Origin of the sequence: Dyadobacter sp., assembly GCF_051859145.1 — a bacterium.
Lineage (GTDB): Bacteria > Bacteroidota > Bacteroidia > Cytophagales > Spirosomataceae > Dyadobacter.
Window position 1 is genome coordinate 1 of the sequence record NZ_JBHYGF010000606.1, and the last position, 15,917, is coordinate 15,917.

General features: G+C 47.8%; 16 protein-coding genes. 10 read left to right on the top strand and 6 right to left on the bottom strand.

Annotation, left to right across the window (positions count from 1 at the left end; genetic code table 11):
• The coding region (locus ACTIE6_RS27030; RefSeq protein WP_439559598.1) for a thiamine pyrophosphate-binding protein at positions 1–1,591 on the bottom strand (1,591 nt) is incomplete at its 3' end.
• On the bottom strand, positions 1,581–2,408 hold the full coding sequence (locus tag ACTIE6_RS27035) for a type 1 glutamine amidotransferase domain-containing protein (RefSeq protein ID WP_439559599.1): 828 nt from the start codon (positions 2,406–2,408) through the stop codon (positions 1,581–1,583). The genes ACTIE6_RS27030 and ACTIE6_RS27035, both read right to left, overlap by 11 nt.
• Positions 2,409–2,963: 555 nt before the next feature.
• On the opposite strand from ACTIE6_RS27035, the gene ACTIE6_RS27040 reads away from it, so the two are divergent.
• From ACTIE6_RS27040 to ACTIE6_RS27055, 4 genes are all read left to right on the top strand, one after another.
• On the top strand, positions 2,964–3,923 hold the full coding sequence (locus ACTIE6_RS27040; protein WP_439559600.1) for a GAF domain-containing protein: 960 nt from the start codon (positions 2,964–2,966) through the stop codon (positions 3,921–3,923).
• Positions 3,920–4,966 (top strand): sensor histidine kinase, encoded by a 1,047-nt coding sequence (locus ACTIE6_RS27045; RefSeq protein ID WP_439559601.1) that lies wholly within the window; start codon positions 3,920–3,922, stop codon positions 4,964–4,966. Before ACTIE6_RS27040 ends, ACTIE6_RS27045 begins: the two co-directional genes overlap by 4 nt.
• The gene (locus tag ACTIE6_RS27050) at positions 4,963–5,730 is read left to right on the top strand and encodes a LytR/AlgR family response regulator transcription factor (RefSeq protein ID WP_439559602.1); all 768 of its coding nucleotides are present in this window, start codon (positions 4,963–4,965) and stop codon (positions 5,728–5,730) included. The genes ACTIE6_RS27045 and ACTIE6_RS27050 overlap by 4 nt, the downstream gene beginning before the upstream one ends.
• A 139-nt stretch (positions 5,731–5,869) precedes the next feature.
• Entirely contained in the window at positions 5,870–6,859 is a 990-nt protein-coding gene (locus ACTIE6_RS27055; protein ID WP_439559603.1) for a bestrophin family protein, read from the top strand.
• A gap of 100 nt (positions 6,860–6,959) precedes the next feature.
• Here the strand turns inward: ACTIE6_RS27055 and ACTIE6_RS27060 are convergent, their stop codons facing one another.
• Together ACTIE6_RS27060 and rluF are read right to left on the bottom strand one after the other, a co-directional pair.
• The gene (locus tag ACTIE6_RS27060) at positions 6,960–7,607 is read right to left on the bottom strand and encodes a hypothetical protein (protein WP_439559604.1); all 648 of its coding nucleotides are present in this window, start codon (positions 7,605–7,607) and stop codon (positions 6,960–6,962) included.
• Between the two features lie 95 nt (positions 7,608–7,702).
• Positions 7,703–8,449 carry a 23S rRNA pseudouridine(2604) synthase RluF gene (gene rluF / locus ACTIE6_RS27065; protein ID WP_439559605.1) on the bottom strand — a complete coding sequence of 249 codons (747 nt, stop codon included), beginning with the start codon at positions 8,447–8,449 and terminating at the stop codon, positions 7,703–7,705.
• Positions 8,450–8,608: 159 nt separating this feature from the next.
• On the opposite strand from rluF, the gene ACTIE6_RS27070 reads away from it, so the two are divergent.
• The gene (locus ACTIE6_RS27070) at positions 8,609–9,907 is read left to right on the top strand and encodes an acetylxylan esterase (protein WP_439559606.1); all 1,299 of its coding nucleotides are present in this window, start codon (positions 8,609–8,611) and stop codon (positions 9,905–9,907) included.
• Positions 9,908–10,008: 101 nt separating this feature from the next.
• Positions 10,009–11,313 (top strand): Gfo/Idh/MocA family protein, encoded by a 1,305-nt coding sequence (locus tag ACTIE6_RS27075; protein ID WP_439559607.1) that lies wholly within the window; start codon positions 10,009–10,011, stop codon positions 11,311–11,313.
• 64 nt (positions 11,314–11,377) lie between these two features.
• Here the strand turns inward: ACTIE6_RS27075 and ACTIE6_RS27080 are convergent, their stop codons facing one another.
• Both ACTIE6_RS27080 and ACTIE6_RS27085 read right to left on the bottom strand, forming a co-directional pair.
• The gene (locus ACTIE6_RS27080; RefSeq protein WP_439559608.1) at positions 11,378–11,746 is read right to left on the bottom strand and encodes a hypothetical protein; all 369 of its coding nucleotides are present in this window, start codon (positions 11,744–11,746) and stop codon (positions 11,378–11,380) included.
• Positions 11,747–11,914: 168 nt separating this feature from the next.
• Positions 11,915–12,241 carry a tetratricopeptide repeat protein gene (locus ACTIE6_RS27085; protein ID WP_439559609.1) on the bottom strand — a complete coding sequence of 109 codons (327 nt, stop codon included), beginning with the start codon at positions 12,239–12,241 and terminating at the stop codon, positions 11,915–11,917.
• 92 nt (positions 12,242–12,333) lie between these two features.
• Between ACTIE6_RS27085 and ACTIE6_RS27090 the strand changes: the two genes are divergently transcribed.
• The 4 genes from ACTIE6_RS27090 (at position 12,334) to ACTIE6_RS27105 (ending at position 15,908) form a co-directional block, all read left to right on the top strand.
• A complete protein-coding gene (locus tag ACTIE6_RS27090; RefSeq protein WP_439559610.1) occupies positions 12,334–13,071 on the top strand; it encodes an electron transfer flavoprotein subunit beta/FixA family protein in 738 nt (245 codons plus the stop codon).
• A 29-nt stretch (positions 13,072–13,100) separates the two neighbouring features.
• Positions 13,101–14,075, top strand: a complete 975-nt coding sequence (locus tag ACTIE6_RS27095) for an electron transfer flavoprotein subunit alpha/FixB family protein (RefSeq protein ID WP_439559611.1) — start codon at positions 13,101–13,103, stop codon at positions 14,073–14,075.
• A 225-nt stretch (positions 14,076–14,300) separates the two neighbouring features.
• On the top strand, positions 14,301–14,894 hold the full coding sequence (locus ACTIE6_RS27100; protein WP_056287682.1) for a bifunctional nuclease family protein: 594 nt from the start codon (positions 14,301–14,303) through the stop codon (positions 14,892–14,894).
• Positions 14,895–15,029: 135 nt separating this feature from the next.
• Positions 15,030–15,908, top strand: a complete 879-nt coding sequence (locus tag ACTIE6_RS27105; protein ID WP_439559612.1) for a cell division protein FtsX — start codon at positions 15,030–15,032, stop codon at positions 15,906–15,908.
• Positions 15,909–15,917 lie beyond the last annotated feature (9 nt).

Below are 15,917 nucleotides of genomic sequence, written 5' to 3' on the forward strand. Positions count from 1 at the left end.
CTTCTTTTTCAACACGCACTGCCTCTACGCCCATTGACTGCGCGAGAATGTCAAAGCGAATTGCCGGGTAGGAAAGGTCGAATGGAAGCGGGAATGGATGTTTATAAATTTCACGCTCTTTCCAGTATTGGTCGATATTGAGCTGTAACAGCTTGTAGGAACCGTTATTGCAGACTACGAATTTGGCACCTGCATTGTGACGCACAGCCGACCATAACGTCTGGATCGTGTACATACTACCACCGTCGCCTGAGAAGCCGATCACCGTTTTTTCAGGATTGGCAAGCTTCACCCCTATTGCGCCGGGAAATCCTACGCCCAGCGATCCGCCGCGGGTAGTGAAATACTGTCCGGCTGCTTTTTGAGGGATGTATCTGCTTACAGCGGGCGAGCTGGTTAGAGCTTCGTCGAAGATAACCGTTTCGTGCAGGTTCAGCTTCTCTGCAAGTACTTTCGCGAATTGCGCCATGCGCAGCGGCGATCCTGCATATTGCTGATCAGCTTCTTTTTCCCTCGCTATCTTCTCACTTTTCACGGTACCGATATCCTCTATACGCTGGATCACTTCGGCCATTTGATCCGGAGAAATCATCGCTTCAAGTACCTCGGCCAGTTCTGCCAGCGAAAGCTTCGGATCACTTACCACGCCCAGATCAACCCGGTGATTTTTGGCGATCTCATATGCATTCAGGTCGAAATGGATCACTTTCGCTTCGGGTGCATAAATGTCGCCCAGCTCGGGGAACACTTCGGGCACCATATAAGTACCTACAATGAGGTTTACATCCCCTTTGGTCGTGATCGGGTGGCTGTAAGAACCGAACATATGCCCCGTAGTACCCTGGTAAAGCGGGTGCGTGTTGTCCATCACCACATCACCAAATTCCACGCCGTAAACTTCTGCACCGAGCAGCTCTGCTACTTTGGTAAGTTCAGGTATCGCATCGGAGTAAGCTACGCCGTCACCGACGAAGATCATTGGCTTTTCTGCATTGAGCAATAGCTCGGCAGCTTCGCGGATCAGGTCTGAATGCGGTAAAACGCGAGTTGATGGAATGCAGCTCGGGAATACGGGCTCATCGTTGAGCTCGTCGAGTACGTCCATGGGCAAACACACATAAACAGGTCCCATTGGTGCAGTAGTAGCAATTTTGATCGCCCGGCGCAATGTTCTCAGCAGTGATTTGGACGAGGTTGCCATGGTGGCATACTTGGTCACCGGTGCCATCATTGCTACGAGGTCGTTGGCCATTTGCGCATCCATATTCATGTACTGCACGCCAGCATCTGACCCGATTACAACAAGCGGCGCATGTCCGCGTTTTGCCTGGTAAATCGCTCCGACCGCGTTTCCGATCCCCGGGGAGCTGTGCAGCTGCACCAGGGTTGGCTTTTGTGTTGCCCTTGCATATCCGTCGCCCATCATCACGGCGATGGTTTCCTGCAAAGTCAGGATATACTTCATGTCAGGATATTCGGCCAGTGCATCCAGGAAGCCCTGCTCCACCGTACCCGGGTTCCCGAACATGAAGTCCATTCCATCGGCCAGGAATTGTTCAATAATCTTCTGATTTCCGGTTTTACCAGCCATAACGGGTGAGCCCTTTGTCCAATACGTTTACAAACTGTTCTCCGAACTCAAATGAGCACTGCAGCGAGCGGGCAGTAATAAATGGGTAGTCGACGATCACCGAAGTTTCTTTGCCGAAGTTACCATGATACTGTCCGTTTGGCCCTACTGCGTCTGTCAGGATGTATTCAAGGACATAAGGTGGCGGCCCCATGTTCAGGTCTGTGTGCAGGAAGCCGGTACCATCGTGGTAATCGTATTCAATGCAGTGGCCTGTCACGTGCTTACCGTTGATAATCGATTTTCTTTCGTTAAAATCTCTCGCGAAAACAAGTGGCGCCACGCCGTAGCAAATTCCGGCTACGGGCATTTTCTTGTTGTAAAAAGCAAGGATCAGATCGTGTACGCGCTGGTTATTGACCATATCGATGATCGGCCCGCTGCCGCCGACGAGCAGCAATGCAGCATACTCTTCGGTTACATTTTCCTGCGCCGTTTTCAGGTCGGCATAGTACTTCTCGAATGCTCTCAGAAAGTCAGGAGTGGAAAAATACGGACGTTGTGGAATCACTTCCGACAGGTTCAGCCTGTTTTCAAGTCTGTTACTTGCTTCAAACGCTTTTACTTTTTCAGCTGCGATTGGTGTTGTTACACAAACACCTAGAGGAGGGTCTACATAAGTAGTGTCATAGCTTGGCGGAAGGGCTTCTGCCTTTTTGCCATTGGGGGTGATGAATTCAACAGTGTAACCTGCTTCTTCCAGCTTTTCGAGCGGTCCAACCAACTCAATACCCCAATATCCATATTCTGAGAGGACGGCAAGTATTTTTTTTGACATAAATAAGAAGAGTTTTTAAGGGTAGTGGAAATAAAGAAAAAAGGAACGTTGAGTAAAAGAGTATAACGTTGAGTAAAATAGTAGCGGCGTGTGTGCTTTGGTGTACAAATATGTCGACCGGGTCGGCGATCGGAATTCAAATAATAATCGAAACTGAAAAATCCCCCGGTGAACCGGTTGATTCCAGACCTCAAACCGTCGGTTATTTGCTGAACCGTTAAAATCGATATCTGAACCTTCTGAAAAGTCTGCGAAGCCGAAAAGTAAGGCAGCGAAGAAAAAGGCTGCATTTGGGAAAATTGACTTTCTGCCGCTTTTTTATGTGGTTATCCGCTAAAACAATAGTAATATTTCTACCTTTATCAGTATACTTGCAAAACGCTAGTTTCCTGCGCATTGCATGGTAAACTGACACCCGCCACACTTGAAACGCACGCTCCCGGAAAAATCCGACCATCATCAAGTGAACCCGTTAATTCTCAGACAGGTACGATTTTGAGCGGATTTAAGCGCGATTGCCAATACAATCTTTAAGAATACACCTTGCTCTAAGTTATGAAACCTTTGAACCTCCTGATCGTTTCCATTCAACGCGAGTGGCTGAATCTCCTGGAAGATTCCCTGAGCTATGCCGGTTACCAGTTTCAGATCAAAAAGGTAGATTCCAAACAATCGGCGATCAGGGCATTTTACGAAGCCAAATACGACCTGCTTATATCTAATTGCGTCCTGCCCGACGGTAAGATCACCGATCTGGCAGACCTGCTTGGCAGCCAATTACCCTGCCTCGTGATGTCAGAAACGCATTGTCCGGTTACCTCGCAGCTCACGCTCGCTGTAACTGACACCAATTATTACATGAATTGTTACGATAAGCTCGGCTGGATCCCAGCTTTGGAAAATACATTGGCCAAGTGGCGCAGCAATGCGGAACAGAAGATCAGTCAGCATTTGCAGAACAACGATGATCTTTACAGAAAGGTACTGGCTCGTTGCGCCGAGCTGCTCGACAATCCTGAGCTCTCAGCCTCAGAAGCTGCCAGCAGTACGTTTGAACTGGTAACAGAAGTTTTGAGCCTGGGCAGAATGTACCTGTGCGTGGCGCTAAATGCCGAAGACGGCGGATTGCAGATCGTGAAAAAAGCAGAAGCTTCCGGTTCAGGCGTATCTCTCAAACATTCGCTGTCACAATCTCCGCTTGATATTCCTTACTTTTCTAGGTGGCGGCCGCAATTTGAAGCTGGCCATGTGCTAACGGAGCTGATATCCGAACTGCCTGCAAGTGAAAGCAAGTGGCTGAGCCGCCATGATATCCAATCGCTGCTGGCGGTACCGCTCAGGTTGGAAGGCAAATGGATTGCCTACATCGCAGCAGAAGATACATTTGATCTCAGGATATGGTCAGAAGCCGAAATCGAATTGATTGTTCGTCTCGCCGCATTGATCCAAAACAGTTTATTTACATCAAGAAAATCAACTTTGTCGGAAGCAGCAATACTTAGCAACGTGGCATGACCCCCGACATGAATTACCGGAACGGGATGTCATTGGGGTGGCGTCTTTGTTTCATTTTAAGTCTTTTTGCCACCATACCCCGGCTGATATTCGTGTGGCCGGCACTCTTCAATCCTGCGCGGATTGGAAGTGGTCTTCTCGACATCTGCATTCAGTTTATTATCAGCTTCGAGTTTGCCTGGATTTTTATCTACATCTGCCTGCATTATACCTATCAAAAGCAGAGCTGGTTTAACCGCCAAAGCAAATGGGTACAAGCCGGGCTCCTCGTCTTACTTTTTTTTGCGATCAACGAGATTCTCTTTCAGCTGAAACTCGCGCTCGATGAGGATAACACCAATATGATCATTTTCAGGGTCGTTTATTACCTCTATCATATATTGCTGCTGCTCGCGATCCTGGGTTACCGCAACTTTTTACTGACTACCCAGGCAAATCATGAAATCGGACTGGAAAATGAGCAGCTCAAACGGGAGCAGCTTAAAGCGCAGCTTGAAGCATTGCGCAACCAGCTTAACCCGCACTTCCTTTTCAATGCATTAAACATCCTGAATATTTCCATTGCCACCAATCCCGATCTGGCGCAGCGGATCGTGCTCGATCTGTCTGACATTTTGCGCTATAACCTCAAAGTACAGAACCAGGGACTTGTGCTGCTTACCGACGAGCTGGCGGCGGCGCGTGCTTACCTCGACCTGCATAAGGCGCGGTTTGGTGATAAAATGGCTTTCGACTTCATTGATACCGAAACCGGAAAAGAATGGTATGTGGTACCATTGTCCCTGCAGATACTGATTGAAAACGCGATCAAGCACAATGTGATCACAAGTACGCAGGTCCTGTTTATTGAGATCCGGCTGAATGAGCCGGAAAAGCAGGTGATTGTAATGAATACGATTAACAAAAAAGCCAATTCGGGAGGAACGGGCATCGGGTTGCAAAACCTTGATAAGCGCTATAAGATTCAGACCGGCCAGAAACCCTCCCTGATTGAAGACGAACAACAGTTTACAGTTAAAATTCCTCTGATTGAAGCTCCATGACAAGAATCCTGATCATTGAAGACGAACAACCCGCAGGGCAATACCTCACACAGCTGATCCAAAAGATCGATCCCAAAACTGTTATCCTGGATATCCTTGAAAGCGTTGAAACGGCTGTAAACTGGCTTAGCAACAACATGGTACCCGACCTGATCTTCCTGGATGTACAGCTGGGAGACGGCACCTGCTTTCAGGTCTTTGAACAAATCTCAATCGGCTGCCCGGTCATTTTCACCACCGCGCACGACGAATATGCATTGCGCGCATTCAAGCTCAACAGCATTGATTACCTGCTCAAACCGATCAGGCAGGAAGCATTGAAATTCAGTTTGGACAAATATTACCAGCTCAATGAAGAGAATGCGATCAACAAGGTGAAGTACCTGGAAGAGTTAATGCATTCCCAGATCCTGAACCGCCGGAGTCCGCGCAAGAGCTTTCTCGTTCCCTATCGCGACAAGCTGATCCCACTGCGCGATGTGGATTTTGCCTGGCTCACAATCCGTAACAGCGTGGTAGTGGCTACCCTCCACGACGACCGCAATTTTGTGATCGATAAGTCTCTCGAAGAACTCGAAAACCAGCTTGATCCCACCAACTTTTTCCGTGCAAACCGTCAGTTCATTATTTCACGACAATGCATTCAGGAAATTGAGCTTTACTTCAATGGCAGGCTGCTCCTGCGCACCAATCCGGTTTCGCCGAACCAGATCCTGATCAGCAAGGAGCGTGTTCCGGTATTCAAGAAGTGGTTTGAAGACTGATATAAGTACACAAGAAGCCCGTTTTCCGCTCGCGATTTGGCTGTTTGATTCGCGTTATTTTCGGCTTCGCCCAAAAAGCCCGCTTCGCTTAGGATAAAAAAGGAAAGATTTGCAGCATTACAAATTCCTCTAAACTACCATGTATACTGCCCGCGAGATCAAGCTGGGAATCGTTCTTTCCTTCGCCTGGAAAACCCTGGTGTTCTTTTTCCTTTACGCCTCCGCACTTTGCGCGATCAGCTATTTGTCGGGCCATACGCTCGGCGTTTCGTTTGTCCCCATTGGTCTGATCGGCACCGCAGTTGCCTTTTACGTGGGTTTCAAAAATAATTCTTCTTACGACCGGCTGTGGGAAGCCCGCCGCATTTGGGGCGCGATCGTGAATGCGAGCCGCACTTTCGGTACATTGACCTGTACTTACATTCAATCCGAAGGGACAGGTAAAGGGTCTGTGAAAGCGCAGCTGATCCACCGGCACATTGCTTACATTAATGCAGTACGCATTCAGTTGCGATCCAAGAGCGTGTGGAATGATCCGGGCGCGACGGCGAATGCAGTCGTGGAGGAACAGCACATTCCCGCCGACCAGTCGATGCCGGATATGCTCAACCGCTTTTTACCTGCGGACGAAGCCACCTTCTACCAGACCCGCAAAAATCCGGCAACACATATCATGAAAGCGCAGGCGAAACAGCTTGACGACGAGTTCAGAGCGGGGCGGATCAATGAGCTTTTTTACTTTCACATGATGAACCTCGTGCAGGAATTTTACACCCAGCAAGGGGCCGCCGAGCGGATCAAGAATTTTCCTTTTCCACGCCAGTATGCCTATTTCAGTAAGGTTTTCGTGTGGCTCTTCATTCTTGCGCTCCCATTTGGGCTAATCAATGAATTTGCCAAGCTCGGCGACGGATTGATTTTTCTGGCAATACCCAGTTATGTACTGATTGCCTGGGTATTTAATACGATGGAAATTGTGGGAGATACCAGTGAAAACCCTTTTGAGAACGCCATTAATGATATTCCTATGACGGCAATCTGCCGCACGATCGAGATCGATCTGCGCGAGATGCTCAATGAAACTTCCATTCCTGCGCCTATCACGGCAGTGAATAATATTCTGATGTAAGAATGAAGTTGACGGTCTCTTATAAGTTCGTCAACTTCCCGATTTTATAATGCATTGCAAAAAGCAATCGCTTTTTCCAGATCTGCCGCCGATTCAAAGTTCACCTGGTTTTCCCTGAGGTATTTGTTGACTGCACTCTTCTTCGAGGGAAAACTTTCAGGAAGTTATTCCGGTTGGCAACATATAATACATTGTTTTGATCAATGAAGAAGAAAATGGCGCGTTTCGCAAGCATCACTCTTTCGTTGACATGCAAAAACTGGTATTCACCAGTTGAGTTTACAAAAGTAGAGTAGCTGGTAATCGCCGAAGTAGACGAGTATTGCCCGTAAGCAGCATTTTTTTCGTGATCCATTTTGGCAAGAAATTCCTTTCTGCCCAGTTTCACATTGCCGAGATCGCGTTCGAGTCGCACGTGTCCGTGACCCTTTTGATAATAGAAAATGTCATCTGCAATGTGAATGCGATTGATGTAATCCGCATTGGCGAAAAGCATGGTGTCACGCGCCGGACTGATAAACATCACTTCTCCGTGCACCCTGCTGTAATTCATCTTTGCCTTTGAACTATTACCATTCCTGAAAAATACCTCACCCTCACGAAAGTCGGGGAACTGGTACCGGCCTTCGTAAGGTATCACTTTATTCGCGTCATTTCCGGTTTTTACCTGGTAAGAGTCTTTACCATATTGCCCCTTTGCGGATCCAGTCAGCAGTGTAGTAAATAGTAAAAGGGAAAGGTACTTCATGGAAGCAAGTGACTTACTATACGAATATTTAATTTTAAATTTAAATAAATCCGATAAACTTTCACATAGCCGGCTGGGAACAACAACACATTTTGCTATTCCTCCCAATTGTCAATCACCGAACCTTCCTGTGTTTTAACAGAACTTTCGACAGCCGCATTGATTTCCGCCATTTCCGCGTCTGTCAGGTCGCGCCACTTACCTACCGGCAGCCCGTCAAGTGTCACATTCATGATACGCACCCTTTTCAGCTTTGTCACCTGGTAGCCCAGGAACTCGCACATTCTGCGTATCTGCCGGTTGAGGCCCTGCGTGAGAATAATACGGAACACGAAGCTACCCTCCTTTTCTACAACACATTTCCGCGTGACCGTCCCAAGTACAGGAACGCCGGCTCCCATTCTTTCGATGAACCCGTCGGTAATGGGTTTGTTGACCGTCACCACGTATTCTTTCTCGTGATTATTCCCGGCGCGCAGGATTTTGTTAACAATATCTCCGTCGCTGGTCAGGAAAATCAGTCCCTCCGAAGGTTTATCCAGCCTCCCGATCGGGAAAATACGTTTCTTGTGGCGGATGTAATCGATAATGTTACCTTTTACATTTTTCTCCGTAGTACAGGTAATTCCTACCGGTTTATTGAATGCGATGTACACGCCTGCTTTTTTCGCCTTCAACGGTTTTCCATTCACACGTACATCGTCAGCTGCCGAAGCCTTGTCGCCTAGCACCGCGACTTTTCCGTTTAATGTGACTTTTCCCTGCTCAATCAGCTTGTCGGCCTCGCGGCGGGAGCAGTAACCGGTCTCGCTGATGAACTTATTTATTCTTGTTAATTCCAATTTATTGCGGATTTGGATCGAAAAACAACTTCCATTGACAAGGCAAATTTGGGTTGATTTTGAAAAATTATCATGGTTCAAACAAAGAATTAGTGGTTTTGCCACTTTATCCTTCATCTCTAAATCTATTTACAAAAAAGAAAGATCATTTATTATTCTATGAAAAATCGTCTCCTGCTCTGCCAGCTTTTCTTTTGGCTAACCATCCTGACACTTCAGGCACAGCCCGCGCGCCGGCCTGTGGAAGTAATTGTGAGTACCAATCATGAAGACTGGACTTACAAAACAGGCGAAAAAGCGCAGTTCACCGTACAAGTTCTGAGAAACGGATATCCGGTCAAAAATGTGCAGCTGCGGTATGAAATTGGGTTGGAGAAGATGGAACCAACTATTAAGGAAAGCAAAACTGCTGTCGATGGAAAACTGACTATTGACGGTGGTACATTGAAATCACCCGGTTTTCTGAGATGCATTGTTTGGGCAAATGTAGACGGAGGAGAATTCCGCGGCCTGGCTACTGCCGCTTTTGAACCGCTGAAAATTCAGCCGACTGTTACCAATCCGGAAGATTTCGATACCTTCTGGGCGAATGCAAAAAAAGAGCTGGCTGCGGTTCCCATGGATGCAAAAATGACTTTGCTGCCAGAGCGCTGCACAGAAAAAACGAATGTGTATCACCTCAACCTGCAAAACAACAGGCCGGGTGTGAGGGTTTATGGCATTCTGAGTATCCCGAAAAAAGAGGGTAAGTACCCTGCATTGCTGCGGGTACCGGGTGCGGGTGTACGAGGTTATTATGGCGACGTGGCCACCGCAGACAAGGATATCATTACGCTGGAAATCGGCATTCACGGCATTCCGGTAACAATGGATCCGTCAGTTTACATTGATCTTGGACAAGGTGCTTTGAACGGGTATCCCGCCTACAATCTTGACGACAGGGACAAATTCGTTTATAAAAAAGTATATCTCGGCTGCGTGCGTGCAAACGATTTTCTGGTTAGTCTGCCGCAATTTGACGGGACCAACCTTGCAGTTACCGGCGGCAGCCAGGGTGGCGCATTGTCAATCGTAACAGCCGGTCTCGACCCGCGCGTGAAGTGGCTGGGCGCATTTTACCCTGCATTGAGCGACGTAACGGGTTACCTGCACGGACGGGCAGGCGGCTGGCCGCATTACTTTGATAAAAACGGCGTAGCAACCAATAAAACAAACGATAAGCTGGCGACTGTGGGATATTACGATGTAGTCAATTTTGCAAGACGCGTAAAAGTGCCCGGGTTCTACATGTGGGGTTTTAACGACGAAACCTGTCCGCCTACTTCTATGTATGCTGCATACAATGTAACCACCGCGCCAAAGGAACTGAAACTGTACCAGGATACCGGCCACTGGACTTACCAGGAAGAGCGGGATATTATGAATAACTGGCTGGTGGAGAAGTTGAAGGGGAGGTGATCAATTTTGAATGATTGAATGATTGATTGACTGAATGAGCGGTCTCGTGTGCGATGAATGAGTGAATGAGTAACAACCACAGGCAACATTGAACTAAAAACATGGATCGTAGAACATTTATTGAGAAGTCGGCGTTTGCTGGGGCGGCGTTTTCGGCTTTACCTTTATTAAGTGCGCTGAGCAGGGCTGCGCCGTACAAAACTGCATTGATCGGTGCGGGATGGTGGGGTACCAATATCCTGCGTTGCGCCGTGCAGGCTGGCGAGTCAAAGCTGGTCGCGCTTTGCGATGTGGACCAGAATCAGCTGAAAACGTGCGCAGAGGTTTTTTCCAAACTTACACCTGATAAGCCGAAGCTATACCGGGATTATCGGGAAATGCTGGCGAAAGAAAAGCCCGAGATCGTGATTGTCGCTACGCCGGACCACTGGCACGCACTCTGCTGCATCGCGGCGATCGAATCGGGTGCGCACGTATACGTGGAAAAGCCCATTTCGCATACCATTAAAGAAGGACGCGCGATGGTAAACGCCACGCGCAAACACGGCAGAATTGTCCAGGTAGGTACGCACAGGCGCGTTTCACCTCATAATGTTTCAGGGATGGAGTTCCTGAAATCAGGAAAGGCGGGCAAGATCGGAATGGCGCGTGCATTTGTGCATTACGGCGGCGGTCCTGGACAGAAAACACCGGACCAGGAGCCACCTCAGGGACTGGACTGGGACTTCTACTGCGGACCTGCGCCTTTGGTACCATATAATAAGACGATCACGCCGAGAGGATTTCGCAACTACCTCAATTTTGCCAATGGTACGCTGGGCGACTGGGGAATACACTGGCTTGATCAGGTTTTGTGGTGGTCGGAGCAGAAGTACCCGAAGAAGATTTACTCAACAGGAGGCCGCGCGATCAGGCAGGATAATACCGACGCGCCCGATCACCAGGTAGCTGTGTATGATTTTGATGGGTTTACGCTGGAATGGGAACACCGGAATTTTGCCGCCAACAATGCGGAAAAAACCCACCCGCAGCAAGCTGTCGGGGTTTACTTCTACGGAACAGAAGGTACATTCCACATGGGCTGGCTCGACGGCTGGACATTTTATCCAACTGACCCTAAAAAGCCGGTTATCCACGAAGACGCAAACCTGAACAAGCCGGATGACCAGAATATCCAGGAACTCTGGGCCAATTTCCTGAATTCAATAAAAACCAACAAGCCACCGATCTGCGACATCGAGATCGGACAACGTTCAACAAACGTAGCGCTGCTGGGAATGCTGTCTTACAAGCTTGGAAGAAGCATTGTGTGGGATGGAGAGAAGGAAACGATTGAAGGCGATGCAGAGGCAAACAAGCTGCTGAGCAGGGAGTACCGGGGCGAGTGGAAGTATCCGGAAGTGTAGAGTTGCACAAAAAAAACAGGTGACGCTTCTTAGAGAAGCGCCACCTGTTTGCATTTCAATATCATCAGTCAATTTTCACCACTTCGGCGGGGATGTTGTACTGATCAATGATTTCACGTGTGAAGCGTACGTGCCCGCGGGGCGCCATTAAATATAGCTTTGCCCCTTTCATTCCTGCCAATTCGCTCAGCAGTTTCCATTTAGAGATATTGCCTCTCATCTGATCGCTCTTGATAGAGACTTCCAGATAGTGTCTGTTGAACATATTTACTCCGGTAACGTCGGGAGTAAACTTAGCATTGTCGGCCGCCCTTTCATATGATTTAGGGGTTTCGTAGCCTTCCATATTTGCCTGGATGTCCTTAAATCCGTGAGCTTTGGCCCACTTCACCACTTGCGGTATAAACAGTTCTTTTTCCATAATGTTGTGCATGACTAAATGCCTTTCCTGGTGACCTACAAGGAAAGCTATTTTAAAAAAATCGGGCTATAAATTGATGAGGAAGAATTATAAATGCCGGAGAGTCGCTGGCAAAATATAGAACTATACACGAATATAGCGCATTTCAGGGCATTTTTCCAAATTTCTGTACAAAATAACTCAGTCTTTGAGCTCGTCGAGTAAATTATTGTAAGCACCCTGCAATTCGCGCAACGCTTTGGCATTGTTCTGCCTCCGGGCAAGTTCCACACCCTTTTGATAAATTTCCTCAGCTTTCATCACGTCGCCACTTTCTGCAAAAAATGCACCAGCGTGATAGTAAGTGGGCAGATAATCCGCGTGCTCATTAAGAAGTTTGTTGAAATAAAGCGCTGCCTGGCTTGCATCCGATTTCATGTACTCGATTGCAAGTGCGTAAATGTTAAAAGGATCGTTCGGATCCTCCTCGTAAAATGCCAGTAAATTGGTCAGTAATGTGCTGCTCATTGCAAAGTATTATGCTTGCATACTATTTCTATTTCCTTTAATTTGCCCGTCAAAGGTTTTGTCACAAACATAATACAGGTAACCAAATACTCATGAAAATTCTCGTTTGTATTACCAATGTACCCGATACAACATCCAAAATAACATTCACCGATAATAATACCAGGCTGAACAAAGCAGGGGTACAATATATCATCGGGCCCTACGACGATTATGCACTGGCCAGGGGTGTTGAATTAAAGGAGAAAACAGGCGGTACGCTCACCGTGCTGCATGTAGGAGAAGCCGATGCCGAGCCGCAGATCCGTAAAGCGCTGGCGATCGGTGCCGATGATGCAATTCGCATCAATGCAGAGCCAATGGATTCCTATTTTACCGCAGTGCAGATTGCGGCAATTGCACGCGAAGAAAACTACGATCTCATTTTAATGGGCCGCGAATCCATTGATTATAACAGTGGCGTGGTGCACGGACTGGTTGGTGAAATGCTCGGCATCAACTCCTACTCGCCCGTGATGAAATTGGAACTGGAAGGCAATACAGCCACGATCACGCGTGAAATCGACGGTGGAAAAGAGATATTGAAAGCAAATCTGCCGCTGGTACTGGGCTGCCAGGAACCGATTGCCGAATGGAAAATTCCGAATATGCGCGGGATTATGACAGCTAGAACAAAGCCCCTAAAAGTAGTGGATCCGGTGTCTACCGAGGAAATGAGCGCACCTGTTGCCTACTCGCTTCCTGCACCCAAAGGGGCCTGCAAAATGATCCCGGCAGAAGAGGCTGAGACGCTGATCCGGCTGCTGCAAACAGAAGCAAAGGTCCTTTAAGCTTCATCCAAAATCTAAATCTTGAAATCATGTCCGTATTGATCTTTATAGAACTGGATAACGGTTCAATCAAAAAAACTTCACTCGAAACAGTTGCCTACGGTGCGAAAGTGGCCGCTCAGGTAAATGGAAAAGCAGTTGTACTTGCCATCGGAAATGCAAGTTCTGCCGAGCTTGAAAAAGCCGGCCATTATGGGGCTGAGAAAGTACTGCACGCGGCTGGTGAGCAGCTTGCCCATGAAAACAGCCTGGCTTATGCCGATGTGCTGGTGCAGGCAGCTGCTCAGGAACAAAGCAAAATTATTGTTTTACCAAAATCAGGATTGGGCGACGCTATTGCCGCCAGAGCCGCTGCCAGATTGAAAGCGGGCGTGGTATCCGGTGTAACTGCATTACCCGAATCAGCCGGTACATTTAAAGTAACGCGCAGTATTTTCACCGGAAAGGCTTTTGCAACGACCGAGATCAAGTCGGAGATCAAGATACTGGTGGTAAGAAAGAATGCAATAGAGATAGACGAAGCCGGCCTGAATACGGCCGGAGCTACCGTTGAGCCTTTTTCACCCACATTACGCGATGCTGATTTCCAGGCGAATGTTGTGAATGTAGAAAAAGCGAGCGGGGAATTGTCACTGACTGAGGCCGAGATCATTGTATCAGGCGGCCGCGGAATGAAAGGTCCTGAACACTGGCAGTCGCTGCTCGACCTGGCAAGTGCACTCGGCGCAGCTACGGGATGCTCCAAGCCTGTTTCCGACCTCGACTGGCGCCCGCATCATGAACATATCGGACAGACCGGCATTAAAGTTGCGCCCAATCTGTATATCGCCTGCGGTATTTCAGGTGCTATTCAGCATTTGGCCGGGGTAAACGGGTCCAAATGCATTGTTGTGATCAACAAAGACCCTGAGGCACCTTTCTTCAAGTCGGCAGATTACGGAATTGTTGGTGACGTATTCGAAATCCTGCCCCGTCTCACTGATGCTGCCAAGGCAATCAGGTGAGAATTGACGCATTTTCAGCGTTTAAATGAATATTTGCCAAAACAGAAATAAAAAATAGCTTCTAAATCAGACCCTTAACGGGGTATATCTGGAAGCATTCGGTTTTAAGGCCGATGATAACCCGTGCTCGATTTTTTTATGCAGCACGGGTTATTTATTTTTGCATCAAAAATTCCGCCCAGGCACAATTCCAGCTGTTAACCATATTTGCGCATTTAGTTTAACGTGAAAAAAATCAAGTTAGAAATTCTGGGACTTTCACCGAGCCAGTCACAGGCCGGATCTTTCGCTCTTGTTCTAGGGGAGGAATTGGGCAACCGTCGCCTACCCATTATCATCGGCGTTTTCGAAGCCCAGGCAATTGCCGTGCAGATAGAAAATATAGTCCCCAATCGTCCGATGACACACGACCTTTTCAAGTCGTTTGCTGATGGAATGAATTATACATTAAAAGAGATTGTCATTTCCGACCTTAAAGAAGGTATTTTCTATGCAAAAATCGTTTGCACGGATAATCTGAGAGAAGTTGAAATCGACGCAAGACCTTCCGACGCGATTGCGATCGGTCTGCGCTTTGACATTCCTATATTTACCTACGAAGCCATTTTATCCGAAGCCGGTATTGTTTCCAGTTCGCTATCTGACGAAGAAGATGAGGACGAAGATGCGGTGCGTGAAACTGTAAAACCTTCCGGCTCCAAAGATGTGATCCGCGACTTGTCACTCGACGAATTACAGCGCATGCTGGACGACGCACTTTCGAAAGAAGATTACGAAAAGGCGGCGAAGATCCGCGATGAAATGGGAAGAAGGAACTGATCTGTTACCTGCTCATTTAAGTTAAAAATAGTTAAGGAAAGCCGCTTATCCGGCTTTTTTGAATTATAAATCCCTATTTTTGCCACTGTCACTTTGTGGTAGCCCGCATTCACAAAAGCGAAATTCAGAGCCGCTATGCCTAAAAAGAAAAAGATTGGAAGTTACCCGAATGCAATGATTGTGATGAGCCTCACGGCTGCCCTGTTTCTCATTGGTTTTTGCGGACTTCTGGTGATCCAATCTAAAAAACTGGTTTCGATCATTCGCCAGAACATCGAGGTTCGTATTTTCCTCGACAAGCAGTTGACAAAAGCCGCAGAAGACTCCATTCTGAATGTTGTGAAAGTGAAACCTTTTGTTCTCAACTCTGCTGAGGCCAAAGCCATTACTTTTGTCTCCAAAGAAGAAGCAGCTAAAGAATTTATAGAAGGTACCAAAGAGGACTTCGCTACTTTCCTCGGCGAAAATCCATTGCGGAACAGCTACCGCGTCAAGATCCACGAAGACTATTTTGAAGAAGCCAAGCTCGCCCAGATCAAGAAAGACCTGGAACAGATCAAGGGTGTTTATGAAGTAGTGTACCAGGAAGACCTCGCGGATAACATCAACCGGAACGTTACCAAGATCTACATTGTACTCGCCAGTTTCGCATTGATCATGCTCATTATCATTGTATTGCTGGTTAATAACACGATTAAGCTCGCTATTTACTCACAACGGTTTCTGATCCGGAGTATGCAGCTGGTAGGCGCTACGAATGGTTTTATCCAGCGGCCTTATGTACTCCGCGGCGCAATTCAGGGCCTGGTCGGTGGCGTTCTTGCGGGTCTGTTGCTGATCGGTTTGCAGCAGGTGGCAGTGCGGAATGTGGAGGGACTGGCGATGTTGCAGGAGTACGACAAGATTGCGATACTCGTCGGAACAGTGCTCGTGCTGGGTATCCTCATTGGCATTTCGAGTACATACCAGTCGCTGGCGCGTTACCTGCGCATGACGCTGGATGATCTGTATTGATACGAACAA

What these genes read in the sequence shown, in the direction of transcription:
- ACTIE6_RS27055 (WP_439559603.1), top strand. Translation starts at nt 5,870, where the DNA reads ATGTATACTGCCCGCGAGATCAAGCTGGGAATCGTTCTTTCCTTCGCC.
- ACTIE6_RS27090 (WP_439559610.1), top strand. Translation starts at nt 12,334, where the DNA reads ATGAAAATTCTCGTTTGTATTACCAATGTACCCGATACAACATCCAAA.
- ACTIE6_RS27095 (WP_439559611.1), top strand. Translation starts at nt 13,101, where the DNA reads ATGTCCGTATTGATCTTTATAGAACTGGATAACGGTTCAATCAAAAAA.
- ACTIE6_RS27040 (WP_439559600.1), top strand. Translation starts at nt 2,964, where the DNA reads ATGAAACCTTTGAACCTCCTGATCGTTTCCATTCAACGCGAGTGGCTG.
- ACTIE6_RS27105 (WP_439559612.1), top strand. Translation starts at nt 15,030, where the DNA reads ATGCCTAAAAAGAAAAAGATTGGAAGTTACCCGAATGCAATGATTGTG.
- ACTIE6_RS27050 (WP_439559602.1), top strand. Translation starts at nt 4,963, where the DNA reads ATGACAAGAATCCTGATCATTGAAGACGAACAACCCGCAGGGCAATAC.
- ACTIE6_RS27075 (WP_439559607.1), top strand. Translation starts at nt 10,009, where the DNA reads ATGGATCGTAGAACATTTATTGAGAAGTCGGCGTTTGCTGGGGCGGCG.
- ACTIE6_RS27085 (WP_439559609.1), bottom strand. Translation starts at nt 12,241, where the DNA reads ATGAGCAGCACATTACTGACCAATTTACTGGCATTTTACGAGGAGGAT.
- ACTIE6_RS27060 (WP_439559604.1), bottom strand. Translation starts at nt 7,607, where the DNA reads ATGAAGTACCTTTCCCTTTTACTATTTACTACACTGCTGACTGGATCC.
- ACTIE6_RS27035 (WP_439559599.1), bottom strand. Translation starts at nt 2,408, where the DNA reads ATGTCAAAAAAAATACTTGCCGTCCTCTCAGAATATGGATATTGGGGT.
- ACTIE6_RS27080 (WP_439559608.1), bottom strand. Translation starts at nt 11,746, where the DNA reads ATGCACAACATTATGGAAAAAGAACTGTTTATACCGCAAGTGGTGAAG.
- ACTIE6_RS27045 (WP_439559601.1), top strand. Translation starts at nt 3,920, where the DNA reads ATGACCCCCGACATGAATTACCGGAACGGGATGTCATTGGGGTGGCGT.
- ACTIE6_RS27070 (WP_439559606.1), top strand. Translation starts at nt 8,609, where the DNA reads ATGAAAAATCGTCTCCTGCTCTGCCAGCTTTTCTTTTGGCTAACCATC.